Genomic DNA, 20552 nt, shown 5'->3' with positions numbered 1-20552 from the left:
CTTCCTCGCCCCGGCTGTGGGGTGGGATCAAATAAACACGCTGCACCGCTCCTATCCTCACAAAGGCGTACGCGCCCTGCGAAGACATGGTCTCATCGACGTCGAAATGGGTACGGAATAAAACGTCGGCCTGCCAAAACCCTGCATCGAAGTGCGTATTTACCGGGCTGGATGTTCTGGTAACGTTGAAAGCATCAAATGCAGACCGCGCAAGCATTCCTGATGATCTTTCAACACAAACAATCCATGTGGTCGGCAGGGAAAGGCGCCTAAAATGAAGAAAGTGAAATCTTTCCGAGTATCCGCGAGCGGACGCGCTCACCCGAAAAATGAAGCCCTTTTTGCCTGAGAGGGCGGGCTGAGGCCCGCCGTCCCGGTTTGACAGGGTGCGAGAAATGGCGTTTGAACGAAAGGGGGAGCGGATGACGACGGAGACCAAGCAGCAATCGGGGATCGCTCCAGCGATCACCCAAGGTATTTCGGTGGTCCTGGCGGACCCGAACAGCCTCACTCGGGATTGCTTTTCGCTCGGGCTCGGCACGCTGTGCCAGGACATGGCCGTGCGATCGGTGGCCTCGCTGAAGGACGCCTCCGGCGTGCTGGCGCGGGACGGGCGGACCGAGGTCGTGCTGTGCAACATCGGTGCACAGATGGGACTGAACGACGTCCTGTGCGCGGCCATCCGCGACGCCGTGTCGGCCTGCCTGCCGGTGCCGCTGGTGCTCATCTCGGACCGCGACGACGGGGGGATGATCCTGGAAAGCCTGCGCCTGGGCGTGCGCGGCTACATCGTGCCCAGCCTCGGGCTGGGAGTCATGCTGGAGGCGATCCGGCTGGTCGCCGCCGGGGGGACCTTCGTGCCCGCCACGTCCCTGCAGTCGCTGTTCGCGCCGGCGCCGGGCGGCATCGCCGTTCCACAGGCCCCGCCGCCGGGCGTCCCCCTGCCGGTGACCGACCGGATCGGCGGGCTGACGCCGCGCGAAATGGCCGTGCTGACCTGCATGCGCGAGGGCAAGTCGAACAAACTCATCGCCTACATGCTGGGCATGTGCGAGAACACCGCCAAGGCCCATGTGCGCAACGTTCTGAAAAAGCTCGGCGCCACCAACCGGACGGAGGCTGCCTTCATGGCGCACGCCCATCTGTCCAGCGGCGCGCCGCTGGAATCAAATCAGCCCTGATCGGCTGGTCCGGTGACGGAGCGGTGCGGGGCCGACCCGCGCCGTTTCTCCGCGTCGCGCTCAATTCTCCTCGCGCATGACACGGCAGACCGCTTCCGTCCGGTTGGTGGCGCCGAGCCGCCGCAGGATGTTCCGGACATGCACTTTGACGGTGCTTTCCCGCATCCCCAGTTCGTGGGCGATGACCTTGTTCGGCTTGCCCTCCTGAAGGCATTCCAGGACGGCGAGTTGGCGCGGGGTCAGTTGCGTCAGGTGGGGCTTGCCGTTGACCGCGGTCTCCGGGGGGGATAAGCCGGCGTGAAGCACCGGGTCCGGCAAGGCGGCTTGGGAGACGATCAACCGGTGCAGGATGGTTGCCGGAACGAAGATGCCGCCGGCGGCGACCAGACGGATCGCCTCCAGCGCCATGGTCAGGCCGACGGTGGTGGAGATGTAGCCGTGCGCGCCCTGCCGGATCGCTTCCAGCGCGGTCGCCGTCTCGTCGGAATCCGACAGCATGATGAGCGGGATGCCGTCCAGGACGGCGAGCAGTTCGGCAAGCCTCGGCCGGAAATCCGGGTCGGAGGCAAGCCGCCCGCTGAAATTGGCCAGCGCGACGTCCGGCGCTCCGTCCTGCCGCACCACGCTTTCCAGGTCGGCCAGCGACGACGCCGTCAGCACCCGCACGCCCCGCCCACACAGATTCAGGCTGGTGGACAGGCTTTCCCGCGTCAGCGGTGTTTCGTCGTGCAGGATGGCGGTGACGCTCTGGTCCTCCCCCAGCGGACGTGCGCCCCCGGACATCCGGTAATAGGACCCGAACGAGCCGGAGTCGTTCATCGGGGCGGCCGTCAGGCGCGTGGTGGCCAGAATGTGGTTGGATGTGAAGGATGTGACCGATGGGGCGCGGCGGACGGCGTTGGACAGGCGCGTTCCGTCTTTGCACGGCAACATACAAAATCTCCCTCAGCCACATGCCATGGACACGCCGCCTCGTGGAACCGCCCAGGATCGTTGCCAAAGCCGCCACCGACATCACCGGAGCGAAGACTTTGGCCCTATTCGATCAATGGAAACGGATCAAGCGCGGCGGCGATGCTGCAAGAGGTCTGTACGACCGCTTCGATCCAATAACATCGCAGCCGCTTTTGAGCGTCAATCGCAAACAAGATCATAATACTGTGCGCGGATATCCGCAAAATACCTCCAAATTAGTAACTTTTTCAAAACTGTAACAGTGGTGAAGAAACCTTTGCTTGATTATTCTGTCGACTCTTTCTCTCCAGGGAAGAATTGAAAGAAGGGGAGATCATCGGGCATCCATCGTGGGGGGCACGGACGGGCAGCTCAGCGGCGTCTTCTGTGGAATGTCGGTGTGGGCGATGCTGCCCGTTTCCTGCCCTTGGGCGCGGATGGCGTTCCAGTCGGCCTCCGCGTCGTTCCAGAACCAGACGCGCTCCGTCAAATCCGCAAGGTGATAGCGGTTGCCGAAAAGCCGGTTGCCGGCGGCGACCACGGCGTTGTCGGTGTCCACGTCGGTGACCGCGCCGACCCGCGCGTCGGCGTTGCGGATGACGATGCGGTTGTCGAAGATCTCGTTGCCGACGGCGGGGGTGTAGGGCGCGCGGTCCTGTGACACCACCGTCACCGCGTTGCCATAGCCGTTCGGTACGTCGATGTCGTTGCCATAGACCTTCACGCCCCGCGCGCTGGAGATCAGGATCTGGGCGCCCCAGAACCAGCCCTGGCCGCGCTGCCCGTTGTCGGCGACCCGGTTGTTGCGGATCACCCCGTCGTAGCTGATCTCGTAGGTGATACCGTTGTCGGCGTTGCCGAAAACCAGATTGTCCTCGATCACCAGCCGGCGCACATCGATGTCGGCCCAAATGCCGGCGCCCACATTGTCGTGGACGCAATTGCTGCGGATGAGCCCGCCGTCGGATTCGGTGACCTTGCCGCCGCCGCCCTCCCAATGGAAATCGACGCCGGCATAGCCATTGCGGGCGATCTCGTTGCCGGCGATCAGAAAGTCCGTCCCGGACCCGGAAAAGCCGGCGTGGCCGTTGTCGAGGATGCGGTTGTCGAGAATGCGGCTGCCGTTGCCGGCGTTGACTCCGACACCGTGATTCAGGCGCAGGACGTTGTTGCGAACGGTCCAGCCGGGACCGAACTCCGCGTCCACGGCGGCGGCCTGGATGGGGGCCGCGTATTTCTCGATGGTCAGGTTCCGGATGACGACGCCCGACGCCGTTCCGCCGAAGGCGCGGGGGGTGACGCTTGTTTCCACGGTTCGCCCGGCGGGATCGTCGCCGATCAGGATCTCGTCGGCGTCGTAGTCGAAGAACCAGCGCCCCGGCCCGACGGCGGACCGGCTGCCGACATGCCGCATCGGCGTGTCGTCGATGAACAGGTCCTCCGGGCGGGCGCAACGGGGAAAGCCGGAGCGGCAGAACTCCGCCGCGTTGACCCGGCCCTCCTGCGTCTGCCCGCGGGCAACCCAGACGGAGCCGCGGCGGACGAAGGCGGTGAGCCGGCGCGCTCCGCTCAGCACCGCGCCGGGAGCGCCCTCGAAAAGGGTGTCGTTCTTCGGAACGATGGACTGCAAACGATGGACGCCGGCCTCCAGCCGGAATCGCGTGCCGGCGGGATGACGGTCCACCACCGCCTGGATGTCGGTGCCCGGCCGCAGGGCGACGGTGGCAGGCTCCGCTGCGAGTGCCGTCGTCGGAAGGCCGGCGAGGAGGACCGCCACCGCGAGGCGGGCGGGGCGAGGGGCATGCCGCCGGCACGCGCTTCCGGTGTTCATGGTGGCCTCGATTGAGTCGTCCTGCGGCGCTGAGCCTGCGGCGCTGAGCGGAAACGCTATCATGCGGGTCCGGCGGCCAGAATCGTCAAACCGGACGATCGACCTTCGTCGGTTCCGGTTCTTGTTCGGAGGGAACCGGAGCGGTCATGGTCCGTTGCCCAAGAGCACATCCCCAATCGTTCGAGAGCGTGCCATGGCCTCCCACATCGAGGATTACGCCCTTCTGGGAGACTGCGAGACCGCAGCCCTGCTGTCCATCGAAGGCTCCATCGACTGGCTGTGCTGGCCGCGCTTCGATTCCGACGCCTGCTTCGCGGCACTCCTGGGCACGCCGGAGAACGGGCGCTGGCTGTTGCGCCCGAGCGATCCCGACGCCCGCACGATCCGGCGCTACCGCGGTGACAGCCTGATCCTGGAGACGGAATTCGAGACGGCGGAGGGCGCCGTCACCATGATCGACTTCATGCCGCCGCGCGGCGAGGCGTCGGACATCGTGCGCATCCTGCGCGGGCGGCGCGGGCGCGTGGCCATGCGCATGGACCTGACGCTGCGCTTCGGCTACGGGCATGTCGTGCCCTGGGTGACGCGGATCGGCCCGCACACCCTGCGCGCCATCGCCGGGCCGGACATGGTCGTCCTGCACACCAGCGCCCCGATCCACGGCGAGGACATGAGCACCGTCGCCGACTTCACCGTGGCGGAGGGCGAAAGCCTCAGCTTCGTGATGACCTATTCTCCCTCGCACCTGCCGCTGCCGGAGCCGGTCGACGCCGAGCAGGCTCTGGCCGAGACCGAGCGGTTCTGGGAGGAGTGGAGCGGGCGCTGCGCCTATGGCGGCCCCTGGCGGGACGCGGTGGTGCGCTCGCTGGTCACGCTGAAGGCGCTGACCTACCGTCCGACCGGCGGCATCGTCGCGGCGCCGACGACCTCGCTTCCGGAACAGCTCGGCGGTGTACGGAATTGGGACTATCGCTACTGTTGGTTGCGTGACGCCACCCTGACCCTGCTGGCGCTGATGAACGCCGGCTACCTGCAGGAGGCGCGGGACTGGCGCGACTGGGGCATGCGCACCATCGCCGGCAGTCCCCAGCAGATCCAGATCATGTACGGCATCGCCGGGGAGCGGCGCCTGCTGGAATGGGAGGTCCCCTGGCTGCCGGGCTACGAGGGCGCCAGCCCGGTCCGTGTCGGCAACGCCGCGGCCCCCCAGCTCCAGCTCGACGTCTATGGCGAGATGATGGACGCGGCCCATCAGGCGCGGATGCGCGGCATCGAGATCCAGCCGGAGGCCTGGCGCGTCCAGTGTGCCTTGCTTGATCACATGGAGTCGGTGTGGGACCAGCCCGACGAGGGCATCTGGGAGGTGCGCGGCGGCACCAAGCATTTTACCCATTCCAAGGTGATGGCCTGGGTCGCCGTGGACCGCATGGTGAAGAGCGCGGAGAAGTTCGGCCTGGAGGCGCCGCTGGAGCGCTGGAGGGCGCTGCGGCGGGCCATCTTCGAGGATGTCTGCACCAACGGCTATTCGAAGGGGCGGAACAGCTTCGTCCAGCACTACGGGGCGAGCCACGTCGACGCGGCGCTGCTGATGCTGCCGATGGTCGGCTTCCTGCCGGTGGACGATCCCCGCATCCAGGGCACCGTCGCCGCCATCGAGCGGGAATTGCTTCAGGACGGCCTTGTCATGCGCTACCGGACGGAGAGGACCGACGACGGGCTTCCCGACGGCGAGGGGGTATTCCTTGCCTGCTCCTTCTGGCTGGCCGACGTCTATGTGCTCCAGGGGCGGCAGGCGGAGGCCGAGGCGCTGTTCAACAGGCTGCTCGCCTTGCGCAACGATCTGGGCCTGCTGTCGGAGGAGTACGACACGACGGCGAAGCGGCTGGTCGGCAACTTTCCCCAGGCCTTCTCCCACATCGCGTTGATCAACACCGCCTTCAACCTGACCCGCGCGGAGAAGCCGGCTGAGCAGCGCCAGGACGGGGACTGACGGAACAATGGAAAACCCCTCCCGCCGGTGAGGGCGGGAGGGGCGTGTCGGTCACGGTCAGCGGGCACGGTCAGCGGGTGGTGCTGCCCGTGGTGCTGCCGGAGGTGCTGGTGCGGCTGGTGCTGTCCGTGGTTCCGGACGTCCCGCTCATGCCGGTCCCAGAGGTGCTGGAGGTTCCGGACGTGCCCGTTGTGGACCCGCCCATGCCGGTGCTGCCCATCCCCGAGCCGCTCATGCCGGTGCCGGAAGACCCGGTGCCGCCGAGCCCGGCCATCGCCGACGCCCCGGCGGTGGTGCCGGCGCCGCCGAAGGTCTGCTCACGGACGCGCAGGTTGTTCTGAACGTGGCGGACGCCGGAGATGGTCTCGGCCATGTCCTCGGCGCGGCGCTTGGTCCGGCGGTCGCCCACCGTGCCGCTCAGCGTGACCTCGCAATTGCTGACGGTCACGTCGATCTCCGACGCGTCGATGTAGGGATCGTCGGTCAACCGGTCGTTCACATCCTCGCGGATGCGGTCGTCGGAGCGGGTGTAGCCGCGCGGCCCGCGGCCCCGATGGTGCTGGGCGCCGGGATCGTCGTTGCGGGCATCCATGCGGCGGCGGCGTTCGGCGTCCTCGTCGCCGAACCAGGAGGCCATCTCGTCGCCCGCCCGTTCGAAGAAGCCGCGCTCCTCGTTGCGGCCGGAGCCGCTGCCACCGCCATAGCCCATCCGGCCATAGTCGCGGTTGCCGTAGTCCCGGCTGCTGTAGTCCCGGTTTCCATAGCCGCGGGAGCCGGACCCGTACTCCATGCCGCCGTAGTCGCGGCTGCCATAGTCCCGGCCGCCGTAAGCTCCGCCGCCGTAATCGGAGCGGCCGAAGCCGCCGCGGTAGCCGAAGTCCTGGCCGTAGTCGCCACGGTCCTCATAATTCTGGCGATCATCGCGGGAGCGCCAATCGCGCTGACCCTGGCCGAAGGAGCCGCGGGACCCGTAATCGGAGCGGCCGTAGTCGCGATTGCCGGAGCCTTGGCCGTAGCTCTGACCATAGGAGCCTTGACCGTAATCGCCCCGGCCTTCCTGCTGGCGCCAATAGTCGCGGCCGTAGTCGAAGCCTTCGCGGCCCTGGCCCTCATAGCCGTAGCCGGGCTGGCGGCCACCGCCGCCCATCATGCCGGACCGGCCGGACTGGCCCGAACCGGACTGGCCCCAATTCGACGGACCGAACTCGTCACGGCCACGGTTCTGGTACGAACCGGCGCTCCACTCGCGGCCTTCGCCGCGTTGGCGGTCGCGTTCCCACCGGTCGTCGTCGCGGCGGGCGCCCTGGTCGTTCCTCCACCTGGATTCATAGTCGGACATGGGATGCTCCCCATTTGGACAGTGCCCGTTCGCCGGGCGTCCGCAAACAACAGGGAAGGCGGCGAAGGATCGCGGACCGGCGGTGGCTTTGCCATGTCTTTGGCCGTGTCTTTTGCCATGCGCCCCGCACAGGCCTGCCAACCGGGCCGCCTTCGGGAGCCCGCAAACGCCTGCAATTCCGGCATCCGCGCCGTCCGTCGGCGCGTCGCGGGGAAGCCGCGGGGAATCAGGCGAAGGCGCCCCCTTGAACGCCGCGGCGAAGGAAACATATGTGCAACACCGCCGGCGGATGGCCGTAACCTTCGGGTGACCGACCGGCGAACCCCCTTCCGGGTCGTGATTCAGCGGTTGACCGGCGTCGTCATCTGGATTACTGGCTCGAACACCGCTCTCCCTGGCCGGTTCGGCCGGCTGCCTCGATCCCTCCCCAGGGTCATGGCGCCGCCGATGGCCGGGGAGACCCCCGAGATCCGCATCGACACGCGATGCACGCCCGTCCGGCAGCGTTGAATGCCGGCTGATATGTTGTGAAGCAAGAAGGACGTATGACGTTTGATAACAAGCGCCGCCGCGCGGCGCCCAAGGGCGGCAACCGCCCGAACTCGAATTTTGGCGGCAACCGCCCGAACACGATTGTTGGCGATGTGCGCAACGGCAAGTCCGGCGGCCCGCGTTTCCAGAAGAACCAGAACCCCAAACCCTACGAGCGCCCCAAGGCGACCCGGCCGCCCGGCGCGCCGGTCCCCGGCCCGGTGCCGGGCCACGACGAGATCCTGTTCATCCCGCTCGGCGGCTGCTCGCGCATTGGCATGAACATGGCGCTCTACGGCCATGCCGGAAAATGGCTGATCGTGGACGCCGGCGTCGCCTTCATGGGCGACGAGGCGCCGGGCATCGACAGCCTGATGGCCGATCCCTCCTTCATCGAGGAGCGGATGGACGAGGTGGTCGGGCTGGTCGTCACCCACGCCCACGAAGACCACATCGGCGCCATCCACCATCTGTGGCCGGGGCTGGAATGCCCGATCTACGCGACTCCCTTCGCCGCCCACGTCATCCGTGACCGGCTGAAGGAGACCGGTGGCCTGCGCCACGCCCGTATCCGGGTGTTCGAGCCGGGCGCCTCCTTCGAGATCGGCCCCTTCGGCATCGAGACCATCACCGTCACCCACTCGATCCCCGAACCGGTGTCGGTGGCGATCCACACCAAGGCCGGCACGGTCCTGCACACCGGCGACTGGAAGTTCGACCCGCACCCGCTGGTCGGCCCGACCATGGACCTGGACGCGCTGAAGCGGCTGGGCGACCGCGGCGTGCTGGCGATGATGTGCGACAGCACCAACGCCAACGTCGACGGCACCACGGGGTCGGAGGCGGACGCCCGCGCCGGCCTGATCGAAGCCTTCGCCGGGCGCAAGGGCGCCATCGCGGTGACCGGCTTCGCGTCCAACGTCGCGCGCATGCAGGCGGTGGCCGAGGCCGCGGCGGCCCACGACCGCAAGGTTGTGCTGGTCGGCCGGTCGATGCTGCGCATGGAGAAGGCGGCCCGCGCCAGCGGCTATCTGGAGAAGGCGCCGGAGTTCATCTCCATCATGGAGGCCTCCTGGACGCCGCGCCGGAACCTCGTGTTCCTGTGCACCGGCAGCCAGGGCGAGGAACGGGCGGCGCTGAGCCGGCTGGCCCGCGACGGCCACCGCGACCTGTGGCTGGAGAGCGGCGACACGGTGATCTTCTCCGCCCGCGCCATCCCCGGCAACGAGGTGGTGCTGGCCGATGTGCAGGACCATCTGAAGGCCAAGGGCGTGACGGTGGTGACCCCGGCCGATGCGCCGGTGCATGTGTCGGGCCACCCCAAGCGGGACGACCTGATCCGCATGTACGACCTGATCCGCCCGCGCTTCTCCGTGCCGGTGCACGGCACCATCGAGCATCTGGAGGCCCACGCCCGCCTCGCCCGCGCCTGCGGCGTGGAACGGGCGCTGGTTCCGGAAGACGGCGACATCCTGCGGATCGCCCGGGAAGGCACCGCGGTGATCGGCCATATGGAGGCCAAGCGCCTCGCCAACACCGGGCGCGAGTTGATCCCCTGGACGGGCCTGCCCGTCGCGGAGGATGCGGACGCCCTGGCCGCCCCCCTGGCCGACGCCATGGAGTCGATGGCCGCCTGACCCGGCCATCCTCCTTCACCGCCACCATTCATCGGGCCACGAATCACCAGAAGGGGGAAACCCACCCTCCGTTCGCGCGCACCAGGGGCCGGCTCACGGCCCTGTTTTTTCTTGGAGAGTTGCCCATGGCTGGCTATCCCGCCGACCGGCTTTCCTTTCCCGACATCCTCGATCCGGTGCTGGAAGCGCCGGACGGAGACGACACCGCCCTCGACCGTGCCATCAACGAGGTGGCCGAGGCGCTGGCCGACAGCGGGACCCTGATCGTCGATGCCCTGGGCCAGGCGGCCTACGGCGTCACCGACGAAGAGGCCGTTCTCGGCCTGATCGACACCTACATCCGCGTCCTCCTGCATCTCGGCGAGGTGGAGGAGGCGGCGGACATGGGCGAAGTGATCGAACGCATCCAGCGCTTCCAGCGCCGCCGCAAGCGCCGCGGCTCGCGCGCTTCCTGACCTGCCTTTGTTCTCAGGCCGGTGGCACCGTTCCGCCGGTCAGCCAGCGGGTCGCCAGGGCACGCAGCCGCGCGGTCTGTTGCCGCTGGCGGTAAACGGACACGGCGTAGCCGATCCCGATGAAGCCGACGATCACCACCCAGAAGCCGAACAGGTAGCGCCAGTCCGCCCCCGCGGTCAGCAGCACCAGCAGGACCAGCGTCACCACACCCGCCACCACTCCGCCGATGATTCGCATCCGCAGGAAGGCGGCCTCGTCGCTCTGTTCGAAATCCTCGGCCAGCGCCTGGATTTCCAGTCCGGCCTGACGGCGGGCCTCCGCCGCCGGGTTCAGCGCATCCATGCCATCTCCATTCCGTTTCGGGGCTTCGGACCCCAGGCCCCCAGGCCCCCAGGCCCGATGATCCGTCACATTCACCTGCTATGAAAGGAAGAACAGGCGAAACGCGGTTCCGGCCCTCCGCGGCCACGGTGCGGGCCGGCCGCTTCGGTGGAGTCTCGAACCATGCAGACTGGCTATGTGCGCACCTACGAACGCATTGCCCCGCTCTACGACGCGTTGGATCTCGGTTACGAGGTGATGTGGAAGCGACGTCTGCGGCAGGGCACGTTCCGCAGCCTGTCCGGGCGCATCCTGGATGCCGGGGCGGGCACCGGCTGCAACATCCCCTTCTACCCGGCCGGCGCCCGGGTGACCGCGGTGGACGCCAGCCCGGCCATGCTGGCCCGCGCCGCCCGGCGGGCGGACCGGCTGGGGCGTGCGGTGGAGTTCCGGGTGCTGGATCTGGCTGCCACCGGCTTTCCCGACGGCCATTTCGACCATGTGGTGGCGACCTTTGTCTTCTGCGTCCTGCCGGAGGAGCTTCAGGTGCCGGTGCTGTGCGAGATGCGGCGCATCCTGAAGCCGGAGGGGACGCTGCGCATCCTCGACTACACCCAGTCGGAACGCTCGGTGGCCCGGTTGTGGATGCGCGTGGTGTCGCCCTGGCTGCGCTTCGCCTTCGGCGCCCGCTACACCGCGGGCTACGAGGCCCATCTGCCGCAAGCCGGCATGGGGGCGGTCGACAGCCGCTTCGTGATGAGCGATTGCGTCAAGCTGGTGGAGGCCCGTGCGGCCTGAGCCGCCGAGCCTTTCCCTCGGCCGCTCAGCCGGCGCGCCGCTGCTCGTGCGCCGGGCCGCCGCCGAAATGATCGAGCGCCTGGGCGACCGCGTCGTCGAACACCTCGGCCTTCTCGGTGAAATAGTCGAAGTAGCCGTAATGGCGGCGCAGCGGCAGCTCGGTCAGCGAGCGGATGCGGTAGGCCGGGTCGTTCAGCGTCCCGCGCTCCATCAGTTCGATCACCCGGCGCAGCCGCGCGACCTCCGCCTTGTAGGAGTTGGCGAACCACTGGCGGATCTTCCAGTTTTCCACCTCGAGCTGGTTGCGCGGCACCGGCCCGATCCAGGAGACGGGGAAGGGCGCGGCCACCGTCACCTCGTCGAAGCCGTGCAGTTCCGACAGGATGATGCTGCGGTGATAGGCGCCGTCGATCAGCCCGCCGGGAGCCTCCTCGAAGCCGTAGAGATAGAGCCAGAGGGCGCTTTCCACCGCGTCGGCGGTGATGTCCTCCAGCCCGACCTCGCCGGCCATCAGGCGGCGGGCGGCGGCATTGCCGTGGAGCAGCCCGTTGCCGGAGCGGAAGTCGTAGGTGTTGAAGACGACGCCGACCTCGGCTTCGTTCAGGGTGCGGGCGATCTCGGCCACGGTGTCGCGATCGCGCACCGGGGCGTACTGGCGGGCCGGCATCAGCCGTTCCAGCACCGCCGAGGGCGACAGCGGGACGTCCAGCCAGCGCCGCGCGTGCTCGCCCAGCACCGGGCGGAACACACCCTTGTGTCCGAACATCGCGGTCTGCCAAGCCTGGAGCAGCCCGCCGGACGCTCCCGTGTGTTCGAGAAGCAGGCGGCGCACGTCCTCGCCGCGCAGCCAGGCGGCCAGCACGACGATCTGCCCGGAGGTGACCGTGAACAGGTCGGGCATCCGCTCCAGACGGTCGAGCGCCGTCAGCACGCCCGCGCCGTGCAGGTTGAACCCACCGAAGCCGCCCAGGGCGACCGCTCGTTTCTGCATGTGAAAAACTCCAACCAAAGACCAACCGCCCCGCGAGGCGCCACTGTCGCGGACCGCCTGCGGGGACCTACTGCCGATGTGTCAGGGAAGAACGGGGGCCGTCTCTCGTCAGCCGGCGGCCCGTCCGCCATCCAGGCGGTGGGGTGTCAGATCCGCCGTGCGCCCCCTCAAAAACGCCGCCAGCCGGCCCAGCAGGGACCGGAGATGGTCGGCGCGCATCCGTGCGGCTTCGCGGCGGATGAGTTGCAGGTCGCGTTCGGAAGGAAGGGCGGAAGCGAAAGTCGAAGGCGTGTTCATAAGGGACCTCCTCAAAGGATTGAGAAGGCGTCTCCCCCTCGGGAAAGGGCTTATCGTTATGTTGCACTGCACAATATGGGGCAGCGCCACTGCCCCGTCAAGGCTGGTCCGCTTTTTGTCCGCCGCTCCCCGGTTCGGGTATTGGCTCAGTCCCCGGCTTGGCTCAACGGGTTGTGGTTCAGAAGATCCTGGATGGCCCTTTGAAGCTGCCGCGGGGTGACCGGCTTGCGCACCACGGCCAGCCCAAGCGCCGCCGCGTCGCGGTCGCACTCGGTGCCGATCTCGCCGGTCAGGATGATCGCCGGAACCGGCGATCCGACCAGCCCGCGGATTTGCACGATGGCTTCCGTTCCGGTCCGGCCGTTGCGCAGCCGGTAGTCGGCGATGACCAGGTCCGGACGGCGATCCAGTCCGCGCAGCCGTTCCAGCGCCTGCTCCGCGGAGCCAGCAACGGCCACTTCGTATCCCCATTCCTGGAAGATGGTCCGCAGCCCCATCAGGACGATGACGTCATCCTCGACCAGGACGGCCAGCCGCCCGTCGCCGGACGGGCTCGCCTCGGCTTCGGGGGAGGGAAGGGGGGCGGCCGGAGCGGCGCGCGGCGCCTCGATGGAGAAGACCGAGCCGTGGCCCGGCTCGGAGCGGACCGACACCGGATGGTTCAGCAGCCGCGACAGCCGCTGCACGATGGCCAGTCCCAGGCCGAGCCCCTGGCTGCGGTCGCGTTCCGGATTGCCGACCTGATGGAATTCCTCGAAGACCTTGGTCTGCTGCTCCGCCGAGATGCCGATGCCGCTGTCCTGCACGGTGATGCGGACGGTGCCGTTCGTCGTCTCGCAGGACATGCGGACATAGCCTGCCTCGGTGTAGCGGATGGCGTTCTCCACCAGATTGCGGAGCATCCGGCCAAGCAGCAGCCGGTCGCTGCGCACCGCCAGGTCCGGTGCGGGTTGGATGACCGTGAATTCCAGGCCCTTGCTGGAGGAGATCGGCACATAGGCCGCCTCCATCTCCTCCAGCATCGGGCGCAGGGGCACCGCTCCGATCTGCGGGGTGATGACGCCGGCATCGAGGCGCGACACGTCCAGCAGACTGTCGAGAAGGCTCTTCAGCGTCTCCAGCGCGCGCTCCAGTGAGGCCAGAGGGCCACGCCCCTTGGCGGGATCGACGTGATGGTGCAGGACCCCGGCGAACAGCAGGGCGGATTGCAGCGGCTGGCGCAGGTCATGGCTGGCCGCGGCCAGAAACTTCGACTTGGAGATGTTGGCCTCGTCGGCCTTGGCCTTGGCCTCGCGCAGGGCCTCCTCCATCGCCTTGCGCCCGGTGATGTCGAGATTCAGTCCGCTGAGCCGGACCAGACGGCCGTTCTCATAGAGGGGGCGCCCGATCGCCATGATCCAACGCACCCCGTCGCGCGGATGAAGGATGCGGAATTCGCCGCGGTAATCGGAGCGCCGGGCCTCCAGCACGTCCCTGGTGAACCGGCGCACCGAGTCCCGATCTGCCGGATGGACCAGTTTGAAGAAGCTGTCCTCGCCGGGTGTGAAGCTGTCCGGGGTGACGCCATACAGCCGGTACATGCCGTCCGACCAGGCCAGCGTCCGGTCGCGCAGGTCGAAATCCCAGATGCCGGCTTCCGACGCGGCCAGCGCGATGGTCAGCCGCTCCTCGCTGCGGCGCAGCGCCTCCTCCAGCGCCTTGCGTTCGGTGATGTCGAGGTTCAGGCCGCTGAAATGCAGCGGCGTGCCGTCCGGACCGTAGCTGACGCGCCCGATCGACGAGACCCAGCGGATTGCGCCCCCGGGTTGAATGATGCGGTATTCAAGCCGGATGTGGGCACGCCGCTCGGCGAGCATTTCCGTCTGGGCCCTCAGCGTGGCGATGTCGAAATCATCGGGATGGACCACCGATCGCCATACGGCGCTGGTCGCCTCGTGCACGGCCGGGTCCAGGCCGAAGATGCGGAAGGTTTCGTCCGACCAGTGGCCCCGGCCGGTCGCCAGATCCCAGTCGAAGGAGCCGGCCATGGCCGATTCCAGAGCGAGGCTCAGCCGGTCCTTGCTCTTGCGCAGATCGTCCTCGGCCTGGCGCCGCCGCGTGATGTCGAGAAGATAGACCGACATGCCGTCCGCACTGGGAAAGGCCCGCATCCAGAACCAGCGCCCGGTGCGCGTACCCTGGAACTCGGCGTCCGTGGGCATGTGATTGGCCATTGCCTGATGAGCCTTCTGCCACAGCGGCGTGTCCACCAGTTCTGGAAAGGCTTCCCACAGCGACCGGCCGCGCAAGTCGCGGCCCTGTGCGATCAGGGAAATCGCCTTGTCGTTTAGGGAGGTGAAGCGCCAGTCGCGATCCAGTTCGATCACGCCGTCCACCGTGCTGCCGAGCACCGCCGCCATGCGCAGCGCGTTGCTGCGCGCCAACTCATGCGCGCGCAGGAATCGCCACAGGCTCCAGCCCACGGTCAGCCCGGCAAACAGAAAAAGCCCGGCGAAGATGACAAGGGTGCGCCGTGCCGCCGCGTTCACCGGCCGCATGGATTCGTCCTTGTCCAAGCTGACATGGACATAGAGGTTGGGGACGCCAGCGGCCAGCGGGGACACCGCGGTGATACGCACACGGCCGTCCGGCCCAGGTTCCTCGACCACGCGCCGCTCGCCCCGGTCCAGCAGGGCTTGGTAAGGCGTGTGCAACGGTCGGCCGACGGTGTCCGGCATTTCAGGCTGGTGGGCCAGGACGATGCCGGAGCGGTCGGCGATCACCACCTCCGCGTCCTCCGGAAGACTCTTCTCGCGAAGGAACAGATTCAGCCACGTGGTGTCGAGAAGCACCGTGACTACCCCCGCCGGAACGCCGTTCTCGTCCTTATAGGCCAGGGCGAAGGGGATGGAGGGGCGTCCCGTGGTGCGCGAGGTCAGGGTGGCGCCGTTGGCCAGTTCCCCCGTGGACAGCGCATCTCGCCAATAGCCGCGGTCGGCGACCGACAGGCCGCGCGCCTGCGGTGTGGTGGAGCACCAGATGGTGCCGGAACGGTTGCTGACGCTTATTGCCAGATAGGGAGGATATTTCGCCTTGATTCGGAAAAGTGTGTCCTGGCAGGCCGCTGGAGACAGTTGCCCTAAGCCCATCTCCGTAAGAGCAACCAAAACGTGCTCAATGTCATCGGCAATGCGCTTCTGCTCGGATTCGACCTGATCCAGAAGCTGCATCGATTCCAGACGGATTTCCGCTTCCCGGGACTTGCGCAATTCCAGGATGTTGTGCACCTCAAAGGCGATCAGCGGTAACGCAACCACAAGGAAAAGAATCGACAACCGACGCGCCGACCATCCAGGCCGCTGGTCCGGCTCGTTGGTCTTCACCCGTATCTCCCTACTCCACCCTTCCGCGGGAAAAGATTGCCAGAATACGATGGTAATTAAAACAGGCTCTCCGTTCTATCCCGATTGCCATTTCTCTAATTCTTGGAAAAGCTGTTATGGGATGGCTTGACTGTAACCGCAGGTCGCTTCCACCACCGCCGCCAGCCGCAGCACCGCCGCGTCGGACAGGCGCGGGCCGGCGATTTGGAGCCCTACGGGAAGCCCGCCGCTCTCCGTCAACCCGCAGGGGACCGAACAGGCCGGCGCGTAGCAGTGGTTGAACAGCGGCGTGAAGACCGCGTGGCCGCGCGGCGTCACCGGGCGCCCGTCGATGGTGGCGGGGCCGAGCCGGTCGAACGGCCATGCGGTGACCGGGATTGTCGGGCAGACCAACAGGTCGTAGCGCGTGAAGAGAGCAGCCAACGCGCGGTAGGCTTCCTCCCGCAGATGCAGGGCGCGGGCGACCTCCGCCCCGCCGGTGCGCAGCCCGGCCTCGATCTGCTGGCCGATGTCGGGGTCGAACAACTCGGGCGTCTCCCGGTAGCGCGCGCCGTAGAGCGCGGCGAGGCCGGCGAACTGGAGGGGCATCAGGCCGCTTTCTCCGGCTCCGTCGGGCCAGACCGGGTCGGCCTCCTCCACGATGGCCCCGGCGTCGGCGAGGCGATGGACGGCGCGCTCCACGCAGGCGGCGACCTCCGGGTCCACGGGGGCGTCCAGCCCCAGCCGCCGGCTGTAGGCGATGCGCAGGCCCGCCGGGTCGGGGTTGGCCGTGGCGTCGAGGAACGGGCCGGGCAGTGCCACCGATTGCGGGTCGCGCGGGTCGGGTCCGGCCAGGGCGTCGAGCATCAGCGCCACGTCGGCGACGGAGCGGGCCATCTGGCCGATCACCGAGTTGCCGAACACCGGCTCGACGAAGCCGATGGGGTGGGGGACGACCCCGGCCGAGGGCTTCATGCCGACCACCCCGACATGAGCGGCGGGCCGGCGGGTGGAGCCGCCGCCGTCGGTGCACAGCGCCAGCGGCGCCAAGCCCGCCGCCACCGCGCTGGCCGACCCTCCGGAGGAACCGCCGGGCGTCAGCGCCACGTCCCAGGGATTGCGGGTCGGGCCGTGCAGGCGGTTGGTCGTCACCCCCTTGCAGGCGAATTCCGAGCAGTTGGTGATCCCCGCGAAGACGGCGCCCGCGGCGCGCAGCCGGGCCACCGCCACCGCGTCCTCCGGCGCCACGAAGCCCTCGAACAGCCGCGAACCCTGGCGGACCGGCTGGCCGCGCACCCAGATGTTGTCCTTCACCGTGAAGGGCACGCCGAGCAACGGCAGCGCCTCGCCCCGCGCGGCCCGCGCGTCGGCGGCCCGCGCCTCCGCCCGTCCGGCCTCGGGGTCGAGATGGACGATGGCGTTCAGCCGCGGATTCTCCGCCGCGATCCGCTCCAACAGATCGTCGTAAAAGGCGACGGCGCTGACCTCGCGGGCGGCGACCTGCTCGGCGATCCGGCGGGCGCTCATCATGCGCATGGGGTGTCCTCGGCGGCGGTGGAAAGGTCCGGGGTGGGGGCCGGCGGCAGGGGGACGACCAGCGCTGCGGCGCCAGCCAGCGCGACGGCGGCGGCGGCCAGATAGCCGGCGGAATAGCCGAAGCCTCCGGCGACCAGCAGGCTGAACAGCGCCGGCCCGATGACCAGCCCGGCATAGGCGATGGCGAGCATGCCGCCCGTCGCCTCGCCCGCCCGGCCCGTCGGGGCAAGACGGGCGACCTCCGAGACGAAGAGGCCGTTCCAACCGCTCGCCGACAGGCCGAAGGCGGCGCAGACGGCCAGGAAGGCGGGCACCGGCCAGCCGGGGGCGGCGACGGCGACCAGGGCGGCGGCGACGCTCATGGCGACGCCCAGCCCGGCGAGGATGACGCGGGGCGGCGCCCAGCGCGTCGCAACGAGGCCCCAGCCGACGCGCCCGACCAGCCCGGCGCCCTGCGCCACCGCCAGCGCCGTCCCGGCCAGCGGCAGGCTCCAGCCCAGGCTCGTCACCGCGAAGCTGACCAGGAAGCCGTTCAGGCAGAGCTGCATGGCGGAGAAGGCGCAGACCGCCATGGCCAGCCGGCGCAGCGCCGGTTCCCCGGCGACGAGGTCGAGGGCGCGCTTCAGCGTGCCGCGGCCGGCGGGGCGGGGGGCGGCGCGGTCGTCGCCGTCGTGTCGGCGGGCCAGCGGCTCCAGGACCAGCGCCAGGAAGGCGGTGGCGCCCGCCACGACCAGCAGGCTGGCCTGCCAGCCGACGGACAGGACCAGCAGCGGCACGGCAAATCCCGCGGCCATGCCGCCGAACTGGTTGCCGGTCTGGCGCAGCGAGAAGACCAGCGGGCGCTTCTCCGGCGGGGTCAGCCGGGACAGCAGCTGCGTGCTGGCCGGCGTCTCCGGCCCGAAGGCGAAGCCCAGCGCCAGCGCCCCCAGCAGGAAGGCGATGGGAAGGGCGCTGGCCGACAGCAGCGCGGCCCCGGCGGCGGCGAGCAGGCAGGCCTGGCAGGTGCGGATCGCCCCCCAGCGCGCGATCAGCCCGCCCGCCCCCAGCGACGCGGGGATGGCGGCGGTGAAGACGACCGCGGTATAAAGGCCGAGAAGCCCCGGATCGACCCCCAGGTCGGGCGCCGCCTGCGGCGCGATCACCGGAATGGCGAAGAGGCACAGCCCGACGAACGCCTGAACCGCCGCCATGGCGATCAGAGGCAGCAACCAGACGTTCATGGGAACTCCACAAGGAAAGGGACGGGCCGATGGCCGGCGGGATTTCGTTGCATGCGGTTGATGTGGCGCGCGGGGTGCCCGCCGGGGGAATGCGGGTGGAACTCTACGCTTTGCGGGACGGACAGCGGGACAGGCTAGCGGAAAGCCGTTTGTGTGCCAATGGCGCGCTTGACCATCCGGTGGTCGGCGGCGCGGGCGTGACGGCGGGCGTCTACGAGGCGGTGTTCCACATCGGCCCCTGGCTGCGTGCGCAAGGCGCGGGCGTGGCGGAACCGGCCTTCCTGGAGGAGGCGCCGTTCCGCTTCACCGTCACCGACGTGGACCAGCACTACCATCTGCCGCTGAAGTTCACCCCCTGGGGCTATTCCCTGTTCCGCGGAGCATGAGTCAGCGGAGCTGGCGCGACAGGCCGGCGACGCGCTCCATCACCACCATGGCCAGGACGGTGACGGCGATCAGCACGCCAGACACCGCCGCGGCGCGGACGTCCAGGCTGTTCTCCAGGATCTGCCACATGCGGATCGGCAGCACCTCGTTGCGGGCGTCGGCCATGAACAGCGACACCGGGATGTTGTCGAAGCTCGACATGAAGGCGATGAAGGCCCCGGCGCCGATGCCGTTGCGGATGGTCGGCAGCGTCACCCGGCGGAAGGTGTAGAGGCGCCCGGCCCCCAGGCTCTCGGAGCTTTCCAGCAGCGCCGGGTCGAGCTGGGCGAGGCTCGCCAGCGTGGTGCGCAGGACGTAGGGCACGCTGACCACGATGTGGCCGATGGCCAGCGTCAGGAAGGACAGCTCCACCCCCGCCGTGCTGAAGAACACCAGCGAGGCGAGGCCGAAGGCCAGAGCCGGCAGGACCAGCGGCGACATGAACAGGGCGTCCAGCCCGCGCGCCCAGGCGCGGCGGCTGCGCCCTATGGCCAGCGCGGCGGCGGTGCCCAGCACCACTGACACGGCGGTCACCACGGCGCCCAGCTTCAGGCTGACCAGGGCGGCGTCCTGGAGCTGCCACGCGTCGATCAGCGAGGCGTACCAGCGCAGGCTGTAGGACGGCGGCGGGAACTTCAGCGAATAGCCGTCGGTGAAGGAGGTGATGAGCACCACCAGCGTCGGCGCCGCCAGCAGCAGCAGCGCCGCGCCGGCGAGCGTGCCCATGACGAGGCCGAAGGAGGCGCTTCCCAGGGTCGGGCGCTGCATGTCAGGCATGGACGTACCCCTTGCTGGCGCGGCCCAGCAGGTTGAACAGCATCACCACACCCAGCACCGACACCATGAAGACGATGGAGATGGCGGCGGCGAAGGGCCAGTTGTGGAGCGTGATCGTCTGTTGATAGATGTATTGCGGCATGAACAGCATCTGCCCGCCGCCGACCAGCGACTGGGTGATGAAGGCGGTGACCGCGGCGGCGTAGGTCAGCAGGCACCCTGCGACGATCCCCGGCAGGCTCAGCGGCAGCGTCACCTTGAGGAAGCCCCGCCACGGTCCCGCGCCCAGCGCCGCCGAGGCGTCGAGCAGGTTCGGGTCGAGCCGCGACAGGGTGGTGATGAGCGGCAGCACCATCAGCGGCATCTGCACCTGCACCAGGGCGGCGACCAGACCGCCCTCGGTGTAGAGCAGGCGCAGCGGCGCCTCCGCCAGACCCAGCGACAGCAGCAGGTTGTTGACGATGCCGTCGCGCCCCAGGATGACGATCCAGGCGAAGGTGCGGACCACGACCGAGGTCAGCAGCGGCAGGATGATGACGAGGATCAGCGCCGACTGCATCCGCGGCCCGCTGCGGGTGTAGAGCCAGGCCAGCGGATAGCCGAACAGCAGCGTCAGCGCCGTGACCTTCACCCCCAGAAGCAGCGTGCTGCCGAGCACGGCCAGGTTGAACGTGTCGCCGAAGAAGCGGATGTACTGGTCCAGCCCGAACCGCGTCATCTCCGCGTCGGCGTAGAGGCTGACGGCGACCAGCAGGAGCAGCGGCGTCACGAAGAACACCGCGAAGAAGGCGGCCAGCGGCAGCGCCAGCGTCCATTCCCGCCCGATGCGGGGCCGTGCGGCGGTCGCGGGCCCGGTGAGGTCGGGGGCGGTGATGGAGGTCATGGGGTTGGGTCCATCTAGGGCGGTCGCATTCGATGTCCCCTCT

18 protein-coding genes are annotated in these 20552 nt (G+C 68.6%); 7 read left to right on the top strand and 11 right to left on the bottom strand.

The genetic code is table 11. The features are described from left to right. The first annotated feature begins 422 nt into the window (after window positions 1-422). Window positions 423-1181 (top strand): response regulator transcription factor, encoded by a 759-nt coding sequence (locus FHW79_RS10755; protein WP_183178915.1) that lies wholly within the window; start codon window positions 423-425, stop codon window positions 1179-1181. Between the two features lie 60 nt (window positions 1182-1241). Here the strand turns inward: FHW79_RS10755 and FHW79_RS10750 are convergent, their stop codons facing one another. Beyond that, complete coding sequence (locus FHW79_RS10750) at window positions 1242-2114, bottom strand: response regulator transcription factor (protein WP_183178914.1); 873 nt, start codon at window positions 2112-2114, stop codon at window positions 1242-1244. 41 nt (window positions 2115-2155) lie between these two features. Between FHW79_RS10750 and FHW79_RS10745 the strand changes: the two genes are divergently transcribed. Further along, entirely contained in the window at window positions 2156-2395 is a 240-nt protein-coding gene (locus FHW79_RS10745; protein ID WP_183178913.1) for a hypothetical protein, read from the top strand. Between the two features lie 74 nt (window positions 2396-2469). On the opposite strand, the gene FHW79_RS10740 is transcribed toward FHW79_RS10745, so the two are convergent. Beyond that, a complete protein-coding gene (locus FHW79_RS10740; RefSeq protein ID WP_247884294.1) occupies window positions 2470-3966 on the bottom strand; it encodes a right-handed parallel beta-helix repeat-containing protein in 1497 nt (498 codons plus the stop codon). A 193-nt stretch (window positions 3967-4159) separates the two neighbouring features. Here FHW79_RS10740 and FHW79_RS10735 point away from each other — a divergent pair, with 193 nt between their 5' ends. Next, complete coding sequence (locus FHW79_RS10735; RefSeq protein ID WP_183178912.1) at window positions 4160-5956, top strand: glycoside hydrolase family 15 protein; 1797 nt, start codon at window positions 4160-4162, stop codon at window positions 5954-5956. Between the two features lie 70 nt (window positions 5957-6026). On the opposite strand, the gene FHW79_RS10730 is transcribed toward FHW79_RS10735, so the two are convergent. Then, window positions 6027-7295, bottom strand: coding sequence for a BON domain-containing protein (locus FHW79_RS10730; protein WP_183178911.1), 1269 nt, complete (start codon window positions 7293-7295; stop codon window positions 6027-6029). A gap of 545 nt (window positions 7296-7840) precedes the next feature. Between FHW79_RS10730 and FHW79_RS10725 the strand changes: the two genes are divergently transcribed. Continuing rightward, window positions 7841-9463, top strand: coding sequence for a ribonuclease J (locus FHW79_RS10725; RefSeq protein WP_247884293.1), 1623 nt, complete (start codon window positions 7841-7843; stop codon window positions 9461-9463). Between the two features lie 125 nt (window positions 9464-9588). Next, complete coding sequence (locus tag FHW79_RS10720; protein ID WP_109071295.1) at window positions 9589-9918, top strand: hypothetical protein; 330 nt, start codon at window positions 9589-9591, stop codon at window positions 9916-9918. A 13-nt stretch (window positions 9919-9931) separates the two neighbouring features. On the opposite strand, the gene FHW79_RS10715 is transcribed toward FHW79_RS10720, so the two are convergent. Next, on the bottom strand, window positions 9932-10261 hold the full coding sequence (locus tag FHW79_RS10715) for a hypothetical protein (protein ID WP_183178910.1): 330 nt from the start codon (window positions 10259-10261) through the stop codon (window positions 9932-9934). 162 nt (window positions 10262-10423) lie between these two features. Between FHW79_RS10715 and FHW79_RS10710 the strand changes: the two genes are divergently transcribed. Beyond that, the gene (locus tag FHW79_RS10710; protein WP_183178909.1) at window positions 10424-11038 is read left to right on the top strand and encodes a class I SAM-dependent methyltransferase; all 615 of its coding nucleotides are present in this window, start codon (window positions 10424-10426) and stop codon (window positions 11036-11038) included. 25 nt (window positions 11039-11063) lie between these two features. Here FHW79_RS10710 and FHW79_RS10705 read toward each other — a convergent pair whose 3' ends face one another. The 5 genes from FHW79_RS10705 to FHW79_RS10685 all read right to left on the bottom strand — a co-directional run bounded on the left by FHW79_RS10705 (window position 11064) and on the right by FHW79_RS10685 (window position 18423). Continuing rightward, on the bottom strand, window positions 11064-12029 hold the full coding sequence (locus FHW79_RS10705) for a hypothetical protein (protein WP_183178908.1): 966 nt from the start codon (window positions 12027-12029) through the stop codon (window positions 11064-11066). A gap of 108 nt (window positions 12030-12137) precedes the next feature. Continuing rightward, the gene (locus FHW79_RS10700; RefSeq protein WP_183178907.1) at window positions 12138-12326 is read right to left on the bottom strand and encodes a hypothetical protein; all 189 of its coding nucleotides are present in this window, start codon (window positions 12324-12326) and stop codon (window positions 12138-12140) included. Between the two features lie 146 nt (window positions 12327-12472). Next, window positions 12473-15622, bottom strand: a complete 3150-nt coding sequence (locus tag FHW79_RS10695) for a PAS domain-containing protein (RefSeq protein ID WP_183178906.1) — start codon at window positions 15620-15622, stop codon at window positions 12473-12475. A gap of 180 nt (window positions 15623-15802) precedes the next feature. After that, a complete protein-coding gene (locus tag FHW79_RS10690; RefSeq protein WP_183178905.1) occupies window positions 15803-17203 on the bottom strand; it encodes an amidase in 1401 nt (466 codons plus the stop codon). After that, window positions 17194-18423 (bottom strand): MFS transporter, encoded by a 1230-nt coding sequence (locus FHW79_RS10685; protein ID WP_183178904.1) that lies wholly within the window; start codon window positions 18421-18423, stop codon window positions 17194-17196. The genes FHW79_RS10690 and FHW79_RS10685 overlap by 10 nt, the downstream gene beginning before the upstream one ends. A 29-nt stretch (window positions 18424-18452) precedes the next feature. Here FHW79_RS10685 and FHW79_RS10680 point away from each other — a divergent pair, with 29 nt between their 5' ends. Then, complete coding sequence (locus FHW79_RS10680) at window positions 18453-18809, top strand: hydroxyisourate hydrolase (protein ID WP_183178903.1); 357 nt, start codon at window positions 18453-18455, stop codon at window positions 18807-18809. Between the two features lies 1 nt (window position 18810). Here FHW79_RS10680 and FHW79_RS10675 read toward each other — a convergent pair whose 3' ends face one another. Continuing rightward, on the bottom strand, window positions 18811-19626 hold the full coding sequence (locus FHW79_RS10675) for an ABC transporter permease (RefSeq protein WP_183178902.1): 816 nt from the start codon (window positions 19624-19626) through the stop codon (window positions 18811-18813). Continuing rightward, window positions 19619-20509 (bottom strand): ABC transporter permease, encoded by an 891-nt coding sequence (locus FHW79_RS10670; protein ID WP_183178901.1) that lies wholly within the window; start codon window positions 20507-20509, stop codon window positions 19619-19621. The genes FHW79_RS10675 and FHW79_RS10670 overlap by 8 nt, the downstream gene beginning before the upstream one ends. Between the last annotated feature and the right edge of the window lie 43 nt (window positions 20510-20552).

This window comes from Azospirillum sp. OGB3, assembly GCF_014192915.1.
Lineage (GTDB): Bacteria > Pseudomonadota > Alphaproteobacteria > Azospirillales > Azospirillaceae > Azospirillum.
Note: the sequence above shows the minus strand (reverse complement) of the source record. Positions and strands in the feature narration are given on the sequence as shown.